This is a genomic window from Paenibacillus sp. XP01 (genome assembly GCF_057364885.1).
This window is the reverse complement of record NZ_CP139481.1, coordinates 5,581,054-5,596,152: the sequence shown is the minus strand read 5'-3', so window position 1 is coordinate 5,596,152 and position 15,099 is coordinate 5,581,054. Positions and strand designations below refer to the sequence as shown.

Below are 15,099 nucleotides of genomic sequence, written 5' to 3'. Positions count from 1 at the left end.
AGAGGGTAATCCATATTTTAGAATGGAAACATATGTTCCTGTTTTTTCAGGGGTTGAATTAGCAGTTTCATGTTTCTGCATTCGTCTAGGGCTGCGGTTGGAAGAAGTTGCAAGCCTTGGGCGATATGGGGTACCATTTCAGGGTGACGGACCATTTATGAACTCAAATGGAGGGGAATAGCGCATGCAGGAAGTTAAGCTTACGGTCTCTTACGACGATTATGAGGAAGGCATTCGCATGGAGGGTTTGTTGAAGGAACTCGCGGGCAAGCCGGAAAGCAAAACGTTGGAAAGCCTCATCATCGGCGACTGGGGGCAGGCTTACGAAAATTCGCCGGAGGAATTCATCGACACGCTGGTCGGACTGGCTCCGAATTTTCCGGCACTGAGGAAATTGTACATAGGAGAAATGGACAGTGAGGAATGCGAGGTGTCGTGGATCGTCCAGACGGATTTGACGCCTTTGCTCGGAGCATTTCCGGAGCTTACATCGTTCACGGTACAGGGGAGCAATGAGCTTAGCCTGGAACCGCTGCGGCATGCCAAACTGGAGGAACTCGTCATTGTCTGCGGAGGTCTCCCGAAAGGGGTGCTGGCTTCCATCGCCAAAGCGGTATTGCCTGAACTGCGCAAGCTGGAAGTGTATCTTGGCGTGGAGGATTACGGATTTGACGGTTCGCTGGAGGATGTGCTGCCTTTGATGGATAAGGAGCGTTTTCCGAAACTGGTATACCTCGGATTGAAGGATAGCGAAATCCAGGACGAAATCGCCAAAGCGGTGGTGCAGGCACCGATCATGGATCAGCTTGAGGTGCTGGACCTTTCCGAAGGCACGTTATCCGATGAAGGCGCGGAAGCGCTGCTGGCCAGCGATAAAATCAAGGGGCTGAAGCATCTTGATCTTCATTACCACTACATGACGGATGAAATGCTGATTCGCTGGAAGCGCTCGGGGTTACCTGTAAACGTCAGCGATCAACAGGACGGCGATGAGGATGATTGGCGTTATCCGGCCTTAACGGAATAATGATGCTTGATCATGCCAATGCGGATTTCGGCAGAAGCTTGCCGGATCATCGGTGTAAGACGTGGGGAGACGTGCCCATGATGGTCATCGGCAACCCGGATAACCGCCGCACGGAGGACATGCAGCAGGCCAGGCGCCGATGCGGTTTAAAACCTGCGATCGTGCTGCCCTACGCCCGCTTGCTTCAGACCTGGCGTTCAGGCGGTTCGCTCGCCGATGCTGCCGGACAGGAATGGCGGGAGCCGAGGGGGGACGGCCCCGTGTTGGTCCGGCTTGATGCGCCGGGCGAGGACTGGACGGTGGAACGTGAGTTGATCGCGCTTGGTGCGGCAGAGGGACCTGGTCAAGAGAAGGACTCCAATCGTGATCCTGCCGGGTCGATGTTTATTGCTGCCGAAGATGCGCTGAGTATGGAGTACGTGTGGGGACGCATTTACGCTCCAAGTCAGTGGTTTCGTGGCTGGAAGGCATGTTTGCAGCGGCTTGATGAAGAGGTGCAGGAGTTGTGGCCGAGTGCTCGTTTCTTGAACGATCCGAAGGATATCGCCATCATGTTTGACAAAAGAAAATGCCAGCGGCATTTGGGCGATCATGGCATATCCGTACCTCCAGTGCTGCCGCAATCGGAACATGTAAGGAGTTACGCCGGCTTGCGGGCGGCGATGCTGGACTCGGGCATGCATCGCGTCTTTGTGAAATTGGCCAGCGGGTCGGGTGCTTCGGGCGTGGTCGCTTATCAGCTGAACCCGCGTACGGGCGCGGAAATCGCGGTGACGACTGTAGGCATGGAGCGCAGCGCAGGCGAAACGTTTTTCTATAATGAGGGACGACTCCGCCGGTATACGTCCGGGGAAGACATCGAAACGCTGTTGGACTGGCTGTGTGCGGAGGGGGCGCGGATCGAGCGCTGGATGCCCAAGGCTACCCTGGAGGGTCGCAGCTATGACGTACGGCAGCTGGTGGCCGGTGGTCTTGCCGGACACGCGATCGTCCGGCTGAGCCGTACCCCGATCACAAATTTGCACCTGCGAAACGAGCGCATGCTGCCGAAGGCGGCGGGCTTGTCCGAAGCGCGGATGGAACGCGTGCGGACGGCCGCGATGGCGACGATGTCCGCCTTTCCGAATTCCTGGTCTGCAGGCATCGACGTCATGCTGAGCGGATCGGAACCGCGCGCTTACGTGCTTGACGTGAACCCTTTTGGCGATTTGCTGTACAGGGTAGAATGGAACGGACTCGGAACTTACGAATGGGAAATGGAACTATTGCGAAAGGAGCCTTTGCACCAATGCCTGATATGAACACCATCGTGGGCTCCCATGATTTGTTGATGATTACGCTGGATACGCTTCGTTACGACGCAGCCAAGCTGGAGGAAGAGAATTGTCCCAACCTGTGCGGCACTGGCGGGTGGGAGAAACGTCATACGCCTGGCAGCTTTACTTATGCGGCCCACCATGCTTTTTTCGGCGGGTTCATGCCGACGCCCGCCAATACGGACAAAGCATCTCATGTGCGCCTGTTCCATTCCCGGAATACCGGGCTAAAGACGCACCCCCATACTTGGCTTTTTGACACCCCCGACATCGTATCCGGCCTTGCGGCGGAAGGGTACCGGACGATCTGCATCGGCGGCGTCATTTTCTTTACCAAAAAGAACCCGCTGGCCAAAGTGCTGCCCGGCTATTTCCAGCAAAGTTACTGGCGCATGAACTTTGGCGTCACGAACCCGCGTTCCACGGAACATCAGGTCCGGCATGCCTTGAAATTACTTGAACAGGCAGCGCCGGACGAAAAGTTGTTTCTGTTTCTGAACGTATCTGCCATACATGGCCCGAATCGGTATTTCGTGGAGGGGGCCCGGGAGGATTCCGTCGAAACGCAGCGGGCTGCGCTAAGGTACGTGGACAAGGCGCTCGGACCGTTGTTTGATGCGATGAGGAAGCGTTCGCGGCCGACGTTCTGTCTGGCTTTTTCCGATCACGGCACCTGTTATGGCGAGGATGGTTATCAGGGGCACCGGTTAGCGCATGAAGCAGTCTGGAACGTGCCTTACCGGGAATTTTTTTTGTAAAGGGGAGCACAGGATGGACGACTTGATTCAAAAGGTGACGCCGGGCAATTCCGTACAGCCCGACTCCGGTTTCGGACTCGGGTCCGGACCTCATATCGGACTTAGGGAAGCCCTTTCTATACCCTACCGCTCGTATTTGTACTCGTATCCTCACAAGACGGCATATCGCGAACTGGACCCGCCGATTCCGCTTGGGCCGCTCTGGGAGCGGGAAGAGACGGAGACGTATTTTTTGTACATGCATATTCCGTTTTGCGCTGCGCGCTGCGGATTTTGCAATTTGTTCACGCTGCCTGACCGGCGTGACGATACCCATGAGCGCTATGTGGATGCTCTGGAACGCCAGGCCAGGCAGTGGGCGCCGCTTACGTCGCGCAGGCCGTATTCGCGTTTTGCGATTGGCGGAGGCACCCCCACGCTCTTGAATGAAGGGCAGTTGAACCGACTGTTCGATATCGCGGAAAACATAATGGGACTTGATGCGCATCAGGCTTCCATTTCGGTCGAGACATCCCCGGATACCGTGACCGACGGAAAGTTATCCATACTGAAGGAGCGCAGGGTGGATCGTGTCAGCATGGGCATCCAGAGTTTTATCGAGGCAGAAGCGGCAGCGATCTATCGCCCGCAAAAACCGATGGAGGTTGAGCGCGCGTTGGAGAAGCTTGCCCGTTATTCGTTTCCGCTGCTCAATCTGGATCTGATCTACGGCCTGCCGGGGCAAACCGTTGAATCATGGTTATACTCCCTGGAGCGTGCACTCTCCTATGGACCTGGAGAGATTTTCATTTATCCGCTGTACACGCGCGAGAATACGATCGTAAAGCCCGATGACATTGAGCGGCAGGGGCCTGACATTCGGATGGAGTTATACAAGGCTGCTCGGGAAGTATTGAAAAGCCGGGGGTACGTGCAGCATTCCATGCGTCGGTTTGCCAAAGAGCCATCTGTTTCTGACAAGCGGCTTCTGCCCTACAGCTGTCAGGAGGAAGGCATGGTCGGCCTTGGTTGCGGTGCCCGCTCGTATACGCGCGAGGTGCATTATGCTTCCAAGTATGGCGTGAGCTACAAAGAAACCCAAAGCATCATCGCCGATTATGTGGCCGCCGAACGATATGATGAAGCGGATTACGGGATCGTGCTGACCCGGGATGAACAGCAACGGCGCTTTATGCTGAAGGCTCTCCTGCATCGTGAAGGACTCGCCTTGATCGATTACAAGAACAGGTTTGGGACAGACGTTATGAGCGATTATTCATGGTTATCCGAGCTCATGACGGAAGGCATGGCGAGTTTGGAGCAGGAGAACGGCCAAACGATTTTAAGGCTGAACGAGGACGGGCTCGGTTATTCGGATGCGATCGGAGACTGGCTGATCTCGGCACAAATCCGTTCTCGGATGGAAGGATTTGTGTTCTCATGAAGGCTACAATCTATTATCGCGGCAAATTGTCGTCTTGCAATTACGATTGCCCATATTGTCCTTTCAGCAAAACGGTGGACTCGAAGGAAACGCTGGAACTCGATAAACAACAGCTGCGCCGGTTTGTGGATTGGGTGAAAGAACAGTCCGCCGCGGGTCACCGGTTGTCCCTTTTCTTTAATCCGTATGGCGAAGCGCTCATAAGAAGCTGGTACCGTGAGGCAATGGTGGAGCTTTCGCAAATGGAGCATGTGGAGAAAGTGGCCGTGCAGACCAATCTGTCTGTCAAGTTGGACTGGGCCGGGGAATTGAATCGGGAAACGGCAGCCTTCTGGGCGACGTATCATCCGCGGGAAACCAAAGAGGAAAACTTTGTTAGGCAGTGTCTGACTTTGCGTGAGTTGGGACTTGATTTCAGTGTGGGAACTGTGGGGCTGCGAAGCGCCTTTCCAGCGATCGAATCGATGCGGCAGGCATTGCCGGAGGACGTATATTTGTGGGTAAATGCATTTAAGGATAAGCCCAATTATTATTCTGTTGAAGAGATTCGTTTTCTGCAATCGATCGATCCGTTGTTCGAGGGGAATTTGCGCGACTATCCGAGTCTGGGCAAAGCCTGTGCCGCTGGTTCGACGGTGTTTTATGTCCAAGGCTCCGGTCATGTCAGACGCTGCTACAAGGATCGGCGCATCATCGGTCATCTGTACCGTGACGGCTTGGAATCGCTGGCGGCTGACCGGCCATGCGGCATGAACAAGTGCGGTTGTTACATCGGTTATATTCATATGGCCGATTCTCCGTTTGCAGAGGTCTTCGGCAAAGGTTTGCTTGAACGTAATGCGATCACAGCCATGCAGCGATAAAGATTTGCCCGAATGGAAGCACCCTTTTCAGTTAAACGCTACTGAAGAAGGGTGCTTTTTTGAACTTAACGAATGCTTACTTTATATGTGCTCAACCACGAATTGATTTGCGATAAATAGGCGAACAATTGCGGACCCGACATTAACTGGCCAAACCACGGAAGATTGGAAGAAGCATCCGGTGAGGAGGCCAGATTGCGAATTTTTTCTTTATCGATTAGGGGCAGTATTGGAGAGGACGAGTCGTCCAGTATATCCAGCACCTGTTTTTTGACCTCGGCCAAGTATTGTGGGTTATGCGTTTTGGGATACGGGGTTTTTTTGCGGTACAGTACATCATCCGGCAATACACCTTCCAGTGCTTTACGGAGAATGCCTTTTTCCCGTCCTCCCGTTATTTTCATTTCCCAAGGAATATTGAATACATACTGAATCAATCGATGATCGCAATAAGGCACGCGTACTTCCAAACCGGCACCCATGCTCATCCTGTCTTTGCGATCCAGCAGAGTAGGCATGAAACGTGTAATGTTCAGGTAGGACATGACCCTCATTTGTGCCGTTTTTCCCTTTTCGCCCGGAAGGACGGGTACTTCAGCTACAGCGTCTGCATATCGGTCTGCGAGATAGTCCAGTGGACGAATCCATTCCCGGACGTCAGGGGATAACAAGCTGGCTCGCATGTCAGGCGCAACGGACCAGGGGAACGTTCCCGAATTCAGCATTTCTTCCCGATGAAACCATGGGTATCCGCCGAACACTTCATCGGCTGCTTCGCCCGAAATGGCGACGGTAGCTCCTTTTTTAATTTCCTTGCAAAACAAGTATAAGGAAGAATCTACATCCGCCATGCCTGGAAGATCGCGTACCAGCATCGCTTGTGTCAGGGCCTTGACCAGGTCGCCATTCTCGATTTCGATCCAGTGATGGTCCGTCTTCAATTCGTCGACCATGCGTTGAATCCAAGGTCCGTCCGCACCCGGCTGAAAGGAATGGGCCTGAAAATGCTTGGCATTGTCCACGTAATCTACGGAATAGGTACTCACCTGCCCCTGCCCCGTCCGGTTATAGTAGTCCACGGCGAGTGCGGACAAGGCGCTGGAGTCCAGTCCGCCGGACAACAGCGAGCATACGGGAACGTCGGAAGCGAGCTGCCGCTCCAGCGTATCTTGCAGAAGCAGACGAATCTGGGCGGCTGTTTCGTCCAGATTGTGCTCATGCTCCGCACTTTCAAGCTTCCAATACGGATAGATCTGAACACCATCCCTGTTATAAATGAGCGCATGTGCAGGCTTGAGCTCATGCATGGAGGAGTATACGCCATGGCCGGGCGTTCGTGCCGGACCGATGATGAAAACTTCTGCCAATCCTTCAGGGCCTACGGCTGCATCCACGTCCGGATGCAGAAGAAGTGCTTTGGGCTCCGAACCAAAAACGAGCGTGTCCTTTACGTGGCTGTAGAACAGGGGTTTGACACCCAGGCGGTCACGCGCCATGAATACCTGCTCCCGTGCCCCATCCCATATCGCAAAAGCATAAATGCCGTTAAAGCGTTCCACGCAGGCTGGTCCCCACTCGATATAAGCAGTCAACAGCACTTCGGTGTCGCATTGCGTGCGGAAATGATATCCTCGCTGAAGAAGTTCCTTCTTCAACTCGGGCGCATTGTATAATTCTCCGTTATACACGATGGTATAAGAGGTATCTCCCTGAAACGCATGCATCGGTTGGGCTCCGTTCTCCGGATCCATGACACTGAGCCGGCGATGACCAAAAGCGCATGGGTTGGAAATCCATGTACCTGAAGCGTCGGGCCCCCGGTTCGACAAACTGTCCGTCATTCGGACAAGCAGCTCCGATTCCTGGGTCAAATCCCGATTCCATTGTATGAAGCCGGTTATACCGCACATGGTTTGTTCATCCTTTCTTAGTCGAGTGTTGATCTGTATAGATGTTTTCTTATCTTGTAATCACGGCCAGCAAATACGGTTTTTTCGTCGGAAGTGTAACAAATATATGCCGAAAGTAGGCATAAAATGTCTGTCCGCTTCGGAAACTATATCTGAGGACCAGGTTCGAAGCATGCCACGCAAAGGAGAATTTCTAAATATGGGAAAGCCCATTTACTACGTTTCGGTGGCTGGCCGTTCCGTGTTACCGGACCAACATGCTGCATCGTACGAATGGACCATCCAAGCCACACCGGATGAAGCCCTGCAGCTGCAGAGACTGCTTGATGTAATGCAGGAGAAGGAAGAGGAGGCTTTTCCGGGAATGGTATTGCCCTGGCCAGATACACCGGAGGAATCCGTAAATCGTGCCTACGAAATAGCGCTGCAAAACGTATACGGAGAGATCTACCGTTTGGGGACTTCCGAGACGAGACGTGAAATCGAGCAAACGACATGAATGGAGAAGGAGCGCGATATAACATGTATGCTATTCAGGATGCCAAAATTCGCAGATTAACCGAAGTGGATGGTTTGTCTTGCGCCGAAGTTGAGGTCCAGCCTGCCAATGCCGGAGATCCGTCGTTGCTGGTCTATGTGGCAGCAAGCCAGCCGCAAAATACGCTGCAAATCACTCGGATCGTGCGCAATCATTCGGATTCCACCCTCGACTGGTACAACAATAACCTGCACACCGCTTTTGAGGAAGCGACCGAAACGGCGTTTCAGAACAGTGAGGGCATTACCTCAGGAGAGGACAAAGCACGTTTCGAACAGGAGCTTTTCGGCTTTGGTTTGCTTGGTCCGACTTTGCAACGGTATTTGCTTGGTCAACGCTGAGATTGGGCGAGTTGATGGCTCCATCAACTACCTGCCAGCTTCGAGAGTAAGCTTGTTCCCCCGGAGCATACTATAGACAGTTCCGGGGAGGTGACTGCAATGGCTTCCAAGTACAAGAAAAACAAAGGGAACCAATACGCGCATCATACCGAGTTTGCCGAGGAAGTGCTGGCGAAAAACAGCAAGCATGCCGCCCAGAAAAATCCGTGGCGTCAGGGAAACAAGTAACCGGAATGCAAGGCCCGTCGTTCTTTGTAACGACGGGTTTTACTGCTTTATGTTTTAACGGTCTTGGCCTATTTCTCCATATCGGTCTGAAGCATGAAGATGATGGAGAAGGATTATTAATTTTTTAAAAAAAGTATTGAAAATTATAGAAATTGGAGTATAATAGAGAACGTTCCGAAAAAAATAATACATACTTGTCCCAGTAGCTCAGCTGGATAGAGCAACGGCCTTCTAAGCCGTCGGTCGGGGGTTCGAATCCCTCCTGGGACGTAAAAAGAAAAGCTCTGGCAAGAGCTTTTTTTGCGTCCGGGGATGAGAACCCCAAAGGTTCGTCGGAGCGAAGCTTCGGGAGGAATACATCGCAGTCTCGACTAGAAGGAGAGTATCCCTCCTGGGACGTAAAAAGAAAAGCTCTGAGAAGAGCTTTTTTTGCGTTCTGGGGATGAGAACCCCAAGGGTTCGTCGGAGCGTAAGCTTCGGGAGGAATACATCGCAGTCTCGACTAGAAGGAGAGTATCCCTCCTGGGACGTAAAATAAGCTCTCTTAATATAAACCCGAAAAAATATTCACACGTTAACGGAGAGGCAGAACCAATCTGAAGAAGCGAAGCGGGCGCGTTTATCACCGGATTTTTCCTTTGGGAAAAGGAATCGGAAAAAATCTGGGGATAACAGCGATCGGAAGATGGTACTGCACTCGTAGTGGCCTAGTGTGATTTATTGTTAAGGCTTCCATTAGGGGATGAGAACCCCAAAGGTTCGTGGGAGCAGCACTTTCTGCGGGCGTTTGTCAAAAGGAGCTTCCTGAGATAAGCTTTGGTGGCATCCGTTGATAAGGGGGAAAACAGATCTTGAACAAAATGATCCAAATCAGAGCTTTGAAATATCCGGATATTCCGCACTATGAATGGGAGGGGCAGCTGATTGAAAGTACACCCGATCATGTGATCGTCTTTTGCAAACCGGGCAGGCAGCTGATCCATCATACCAAAAACAAGGTGTTTACCATGGAACATGCGTCCATCGAATATTTTTCCCTGAAGGAATGGTTTACGGCTGCCATGGCTGTTGTCGATGGGGAGGTTTCGTTCACGTATTGCAATGTGGCCATGCCCTCTGTTTGGACTGATAAGGGGCTTCAATTTACGGATTTGGATCTGGATTTGATCCGGGAAAAGGATAAGGAATGGGTCGTCGTGGATGAGGACGAGTTCGAGTCTAACAGCATGATGTACCGATACCCAGTGGAGTTAAAGTCTGAAGCCATCGATGCGCTTGAACGCTTGAAAAACAAAGCCATGCACAAAACGTTTCCGTTTAACCTCGATTTCATCCGCAAATACGCTTTTCATGATTCATTGTATGAGTAAATGGTCTTTGAAAGACAGCTTTTGGTGCTCCTGTTCAAAGGGAGGCCATTCGCCTTTTGTATAGGTAATTCCTATCAACAAAATTAGTTTTATATATTTCATCTATAAATAAATTTGTGCCACAATATAGATATCTTATCGAAAGCGCAGGTGGTGTTTATGCAATCCATCAACCAATGGAAGGCAGCGGATTATGATGACAAGCTGGCCTTTGTATCGGAATATGGGAAGACGCTAATTTCATGCTTACAGCCGCAGAAGGGGGAACGCATTCTCGATCTGGGCTGCGGGACGGGGGATCTAACATTCGAAATTTCGCAATCGGGAGCGGAAGTTGTTGGCTTGGACGCATCTTCTGACATGATTCACCGCGCGAAGGAGAAGTTCCCTGAGCTTGAATTTATCCAAGGCGATGCACATCACTTTGAAATGCGCGGACGTTATGATGCCGTTTTCTCGAATGCAGCCCTTCATTGGATGCGAGGCCCAGAGCTTGTTGCCGGCCGGGTATGGGACGTGTTGAAACCCGGAGGTCGCTTTGTGGCCGAGTTCGGAGGAAAGGGAAATGTGCAAACGATCGTGAAGTCGCTGGAAGAAGTGATTGAGCGCAAAACGGGCATCAACGCCGCCGAACGCAATCCGTGGTATTTTCCGACGATCGGGGATTACACCTCTCTGTTGGAAAAACAAGGCTTTATGGTTCGTCAGGCCTACCACTATGACCGTCCGACCAAATTGGCCGACGGAGAATCGGGTATTGAAGGGTGGCTCGCCAACTTTGGCGGGGATTATTTTCAAGGCATGAATGATGATATGGTTAACGCAATCTGTCAGGAAGTCAGCGAGATTGTGGTGCCGCAGTTATGGAACGGCGATGCCGTCTATGCCGATTATAAACGCATTCGGATTGAAGCGATCAAACCAGAGTGTTTTTAAATCGAAGTTACGGTTTTGGTTGGTAAAGTATACCGAGCATGTATGTGAACCGAAGGATCAGGAACGTTCTCTTCAACGAGAAGCCTGGTCCCTTTTTTATGGCATGGACTTTTGGCACGGGCGATAGCATCGACAAAATAAGCAGTTTGTCACATTTCTATTTAAAAGGACCCATATCACCAATTTTTATATAAAAAATGTAATTATTTAGAAGGTTTACGTGGTGTTCTGCTCGAATAATTTACCAAGGGTCAAACTCTGGTTGAAGGAGGGATCGTTGATCGGGAGAGATGCTGTGTCGTTGCTTGGTGACCCGAACCGTTTTAGCGAATTAGCGAAAAAACCATGAGAAGGAGGGCTTGGCCATGAGTAAACGATTGTTGTCCGCATTTTTAAGCGCATTGTTGATGAGTACTGCCATCTTGCCGGCGGCTGGAGCCGCTCCAGCCGATCCGGCCGTTTCGCTCGAAGCGCCTGATGCAGCCGAATTTAAGCAGTGGAAGGAAATTTTGGAGCAGCGGGAAGAACGACTGGGTGCCGAACCCTATCTGGATCAAAGCCTTGAAGGCCTTGGTGGACAGACAACCAAAGTCATCGTGGAGCTTTCCGATAAACCCGTGGCTGTAGCGCAAGGGGAAGCGACCCTTTCCGGCCGATCATTCACCTCCTCTATGGAAACAAATGCTGTCGCGCGAGTAGAACAACAACAACAGACATTTGTACATAACCTCACAAAGAACAACATCAGCCACGAGGTCGTGGAAAACTATGAATATGCACTTAATGGAATTGCCCTTGAGGTAAAAGGAAACCAGTTGGGGCAATTGATTCGTATGCCAGGGGTGGTCAGCGTTTATCCCGATACGGAAATATCTCTGGCACCAGAGAACGAAGAAGTCAATCCTTATATGAAGGATTCGGCGCCTTTCATTGGAGCCCCTGAAGTTTGGGAGCTTGGATACACGGGCGAGGGCGTCAAAGTCGGTGTCATTGATACGGGGATCGATTACGAGCATCCCAACCTCAAGGACGCCTATAAAGGCGGATGGGATTTTGTCGACAACGACGATGATCCGTACGAAACGACGCATGAAGAGTGGAAAGGTTCGGGGCAACCCGAATTTAACGAAAACGGCAGTGCATACTACACCTCTCACGGAACGCATGTTGCCGGTACCATCGCTGCCCGCGAAGCAGGCGATTTTGGCGTAAAAGGAGTAGCGCCTGAGGCCGAAATCTATGCCTACCGAGTGCTGGGCCCTTACGGCAGCGGCCAAACCTCCTGGGTTTTGGGCGGGATTGACCGTTCGGTGGAAGACAATATGGATATCATCAACCTTTCATTGGGCAATAAGTCGAACGATCCTAGTTATGTGACCTCTGTGGCGTTGAACAACGCGATGCTGGCTGGCGTCACCTCGGTCGTTGCAAGCGGCAATGATGGGCCTAATCGCTATACGTTGGGCTCGCCGGGTGCCTCGGCCATGGCGATCACGGTAGGGAATTCCACGGGACCGAGCCAGACGATTGCGGCAGATACGCATTTTTGGATCGGCACGGAGGGCAAAGGGGAACTGCCTGAGGAACAACCCGTACCTGATGCAGAGCAAACACCCGAGTTGGGTCTTGTGCCAGAGGTAAACGATGAGGATGTCTCTGCTCAGGGCATGCCCGAGAATGGGGCAATATCCGATGATTCTTCGTTGAGCGCCCCCAAAGAGGAGCCTGCTGTTTCGGAAGAAGCCGCAGAGCACACCGAGCCTGAACAGGGAGCCGATGCTGATGGAGAATCGGGTCTTGAGGAACGTGTTGCTAATGAAGAACGTCCTGTAAATGTACCTTCTGCGCCTTCAGAAGAAGACTCCAATTCAACGCCTGCAGTGGAAGCAGGTCTTCCTGCGCTTGATGCAGCGGCTGCTGATTCTTCGTCGGTAACAGAGTCCGTTTATCATCTGGATTTGATGGGATGGAATCTTGCGGAAGACCCGGAGGCGGTCTTGAATGGAAAATACGAATTGGTGTACACCGGTTTGGGCAAACCGACCGATTTCGAAGGTAAAGAGATAAACGGTAAAATTGCGCTTATCCAACGCGGCGAGCTGGCGTTCGTGGAGAAGATCGCCAATGCCAAAGCGGCGGGCGCGGTAGCGGTCATTGTGTTTAACAATATTCCTGGCCCGATTGGGGTAAGCCTGGGGGATGATTTCGAATTCATTCCCGCCCTGAGCATGAGCAAGGAAGATGGAGAAGCCATCAAGGCTCAACTGGATGCCGGCCTTAAGGTCGAGGTCAGCTTCAGCGATTTTGTCAAAGACATGGCACCAGGCGACGAAGTATATTCTTCAAGCTCCCGCGGACCTGCCAAAGTAACGCTAGACATTAAGCCGGATGTAGTGGCGCCGGGAACAAGCATCTTGTCCACGATTCCTGCTTATGGCAAAGATGAGCCGGGAGCGGATTATACGCAGGCCTATGGCCGCAAAACGGGGACAAGCATGGCTACCCCGCATGTGGCGGGACTAACTGCTTTGCTCATCGAGAAACATCCCGATTGGACTCCTTTTGACATTAAAGCTGCGCTCATGAACAACACCAAGGTTCTGGATACTGCCAGCTATGACGTATTCGATCAAGGGGCTGGCCGCGTTCAGGCGGTTGAAGCATTCGATCCCGAGGCTTTCGTGAAAGTCATGGACGTGACGAAATATACGGTCAGCGGCGAAGAGATCGAAAAAGAAAACATAACGGGCAGCATCAACTTTGGCAATTTCTTGAGCACGGACGAAAAAACGGTCAGCAAAACGATCAAGGTACAGGCGCTTAAGGGAGAAGGCGGCGATTATGCCGTATCCGTCAATCCGACGCGCACCGTGAACGGTGTTTCGGTATCCGTGGACAAGGCGTCCTTCACGCTGAACGGGGAGGAAGAAGTACAGGTTACGATTACAGTTCCAAAAGGCGTGACCACTGTAGGAGAAGCCCAAGGTTACCTTAAATTCAGCCATGGAACGAAAACGTACAGCGTGCCGTACGTAGCCCACTTCAATCTGACACAATCCGGCGTCAAGTATATCGAAACGAAATATGGCAATGAAACGAATCCGTTCCATTATCCGCTCAAGGCGGACGGTACGTTGGATACGTTGAACGTGGCGATGGAATTCCACAATCCGATGAATTTTGCGTTGATCGAAATTTTCAACGGCCTGGATCCGGAAGGTGGCCCTTACCAGGATGGATACATCGGGTACATTTTCGGAAATTATTATAACTTCAATGCAAATACGAGATACAATTTGGCTTGGACCGGGAATTATTTGGACTATGCGACAGAAGCAGCAATGGATATCCCGGACGGATTGTACACCGTGGATATTACGTCGATCGGAACGGACGGCAAAACGTATGTCGAAGACACGCCTCCGTTTTTGGTAAAGAAGACAGCTCCGGTCGTGACGGCTCCAGAGAAGCTTGAATTCGAACATGATGAAACGGTTGTCGTTGACGGCAGCGTGAAAGATTTGTACTTTCAGGTTGCCCCAGCGCTCCAAAGCGGCTGGAACATCGAGTTTGACCCTGCAGGCTCGTTGGACGCTGCGTATGTTGTGAAAAAGGAGGATGGATCCGTCTATGCGGAAGGCAAGTTAGACGTGCAGAACGACGGTACCTTCAGCCTTCCTTTGGAGGGCATCGAAGCCGGCGAATATGTCGTCGAGTTCAGCGTAAAAGATCAACAGGGGCTTGCCGGTACCGCCAGAACGGCGCTCAGCTTGAAGTTCACGGAGCCTGAGCCGGAAACACCGGCAACCCGGGCGCCAGGAACCCCTGTATTGTCCCACAACAACGGTCATGCCAATGGCCTGCTCGGAGGCTCGTATACCGTTAGCATGAACATGTGGTGGGGGGAGAATGCCACAAGCTACAAGCTTTATGAAGACGGCGTGTTAATCGATACCCAGAAGCTGACCTATAATGCGCCTATGGCACAATTTGCCCAAACGAAGATTACGGGCAAAACAAATGGCACCTATACGTATGTAGCAGAACTGACAAACGACAAGGGCACAACGCGCAGTCAAACGCTGACTGTCCGGGTTACCGATGCATCGCCAGGCAAGGCTGTACTTTCCCACGATAACTGGGATGGAGATGGAAACTACAAGATCACCATGAACTTGTGGTGGGGAACCAATGCGACGGAGTATCGTCTTTACGAAAATGATCAGTTGATCGATACTCAAGCACTGGGCGCAGCTACGCCTTCTGCTCAACGTGCGGTTAGCGAGCTGTCGGGTCGTGCTTCCGGTACGTATACGTACAGGGCAGAGTTAATCAACGAAGCTGGAGTGACCAGCACCGATAAAATTACGGTAAAAGTGAAGTAGAATA

Annotated in this window: 12 protein-coding genes and 1 tRNA gene; 12 read left to right on the top strand and 1 reads right to left on the bottom strand. The window is 51.8% G+C overall.

Translation table 11 applies throughout. From position 1 onward, the window contains the following. The first annotated feature begins 184 nt into the window (after positions 1-184). From SNR34_RS25200 to SNR34_RS25180, 5 genes are read left to right on the top strand one after another with little or no spacing between them, the layout of a single operon-like run. Positions 185-1,027, top strand: a complete 843-nt coding sequence (locus tag SNR34_RS25200) for an STM4015 family protein (protein WP_486180451.1) — start codon at positions 185-187, stop codon at positions 1,025-1,027. After that, positions 1,027-2,328 (top strand): STM4014 family protein, encoded by a 1,302-nt coding sequence (locus SNR34_RS25195; protein WP_486180450.1) that lies wholly within the window; start codon positions 1,027-1,029, stop codon positions 2,326-2,328. Before SNR34_RS25200 ends, SNR34_RS25195 begins: the two co-directional genes overlap by 1 nt. Beyond that, positions 2,316-3,101 (top strand): STM4013/SEN3800 family hydrolase, encoded by a 786-nt coding sequence (locus SNR34_RS25190; RefSeq protein WP_343261602.1) that lies wholly within the window; start codon positions 2,316-2,318, stop codon positions 3,099-3,101. The genes SNR34_RS25195 and SNR34_RS25190 overlap by 13 nt, the downstream gene beginning before the upstream one ends. A gap of 13 nt (positions 3,102-3,114) precedes the next feature. Beyond that, entirely contained in the window at positions 3,115-4,524 is a 1,410-nt protein-coding gene (locus tag SNR34_RS25185) for an STM4012 family radical SAM protein (protein ID WP_486180449.1), read from the top strand. Next, positions 4,521-5,387 (top strand): STM4011 family radical SAM protein, encoded by an 867-nt coding sequence (locus tag SNR34_RS25180; protein WP_486180448.1) that lies wholly within the window; start codon positions 4,521-4,523, stop codon positions 5,385-5,387. The genes SNR34_RS25185 and SNR34_RS25180 overlap by 4 nt, the downstream gene beginning before the upstream one ends. A 65-nt stretch (positions 5,388-5,452) precedes the next feature. On the opposite strand, the gene asnB is transcribed toward SNR34_RS25180, so the two are convergent. Then, positions 5,453-7,297, bottom strand: coding sequence for an asparagine synthase (glutamine-hydrolyzing) (gene asnB, locus SNR34_RS25175; RefSeq protein ID WP_486180447.1), 1,845 nt, complete (start codon positions 7,295-7,297; stop codon positions 5,453-5,455). A gap of 199 nt (positions 7,298-7,496) precedes the next feature. On the opposite strand from asnB, the gene SNR34_RS25170 reads away from it, so the two are divergent. From SNR34_RS25170 to SNR34_RS25140, 7 genes are all read left to right on the top strand, one after another. Beyond that, positions 7,497-7,796, top strand: coding sequence for a hypothetical protein (locus tag SNR34_RS25170; protein ID WP_339274309.1), 300 nt, complete (start codon positions 7,497-7,499; stop codon positions 7,794-7,796). A gap of 23 nt (positions 7,797-7,819) precedes the next feature. Further along, positions 7,820-8,176 carry a hypothetical protein gene (locus tag SNR34_RS25165; RefSeq protein ID WP_236414439.1) on the top strand — a complete coding sequence of 119 codons (357 nt, stop codon included), beginning with the start codon at positions 7,820-7,822 and terminating at the stop codon, positions 8,174-8,176. A 99-nt stretch (positions 8,177-8,275) separates the two neighbouring features. Then, a complete protein-coding gene (locus SNR34_RS25160) occupies positions 8,276-8,404 on the top strand; it encodes a hypothetical protein (protein ID WP_290371429.1) in 129 nt (42 codons plus the stop codon). Positions 8,405-8,600: 196 nt separating this feature from the next. Beyond that, positions 8,601-8,674: transfer RNA gene (locus tag SNR34_RS25155), tRNA-Arg, on the top strand. Positions 8,675-9,264: 590 nt separating this feature from the next. Continuing rightward, complete coding sequence (locus SNR34_RS25150) at positions 9,265-9,774, top strand: DUF402 domain-containing protein (RefSeq protein ID WP_236414852.1); 510 nt, start codon at positions 9,265-9,267, stop codon at positions 9,772-9,774. A 159-nt stretch (positions 9,775-9,933) separates the two neighbouring features. After that, a complete protein-coding gene (locus SNR34_RS25145; protein ID WP_236414438.1) occupies positions 9,934-10,710 on the top strand; it encodes a class I SAM-dependent methyltransferase in 777 nt (258 codons plus the stop codon). 365 nt (positions 10,711-11,075) lie between these two features. After that, the gene (locus tag SNR34_RS25140) at positions 11,076-15,095 is read left to right on the top strand and encodes a S8 family serine peptidase (RefSeq protein ID WP_486180446.1); all 4,020 of its coding nucleotides are present in this window, start codon (positions 11,076-11,078) and stop codon (positions 15,093-15,095) included. The last annotated feature ends 4 nt before the right edge of the window (positions 15,096-15,099 follow it).

Excerpts from the sequence above, each read along its gene's own strand:
- SNR34_RS25200 (WP_486180451.1), top strand. The coding sequence starts at position 185 with ATGCAGGAAGTTAAGCTTACGGTCTCTTACGACGATTATGAGGAAGGC.
- SNR34_RS25195 (WP_486180450.1), top strand. The coding sequence starts at position 1,027 with ATGATGCTTGATCATGCCAATGCGGATTTCGGCAGAAGCTTGCCGGAT.
- SNR34_RS25190 (WP_343261602.1), top strand. The coding sequence starts at position 2,316 with ATGCCTGATATGAACACCATCGTGGGCTCCCATGATTTGTTGATGATT.
- SNR34_RS25185 (WP_486180449.1), top strand. The coding sequence starts at position 3,115 with ATGGACGACTTGATTCAAAAGGTGACGCCGGGCAATTCCGTACAGCCC.
- SNR34_RS25180 (WP_486180448.1), top strand. The coding sequence starts at position 4,521 with ATGAAGGCTACAATCTATTATCGCGGCAAATTGTCGTCTTGCAATTAC.
- asnB (WP_486180447.1), bottom strand. The coding sequence starts at position 7,297 with ATGTGCGGTATAACCGGCTTCATACAATGGAATCGGGATTTGACCCAG.
- SNR34_RS25170 (WP_339274309.1), top strand. The coding sequence starts at position 7,497 with ATGGGAAAGCCCATTTACTACGTTTCGGTGGCTGGCCGTTCCGTGTTA.
- SNR34_RS25165 (WP_236414439.1), top strand. The coding sequence starts at position 7,820 with ATGTATGCTATTCAGGATGCCAAAATTCGCAGATTAACCGAAGTGGAT.
- SNR34_RS25160 (WP_290371429.1), top strand. The coding sequence starts at position 8,276 with ATGGCTTCCAAGTACAAGAAAAACAAAGGGAACCAATACGCGCATCAT.
- SNR34_RS25150 (WP_236414852.1), top strand. The coding sequence starts at position 9,265 with ATGATCCAAATCAGAGCTTTGAAATATCCGGATATTCCGCACTATGAA.
- SNR34_RS25145 (WP_236414438.1), top strand. The coding sequence starts at position 9,934 with ATGCAATCCATCAACCAATGGAAGGCAGCGGATTATGATGACAAGCTG.
- SNR34_RS25140 (WP_486180446.1), top strand. The coding sequence starts at position 11,076 with ATGAGTAAACGATTGTTGTCCGCATTTTTAAGCGCATTGTTGATGAGT.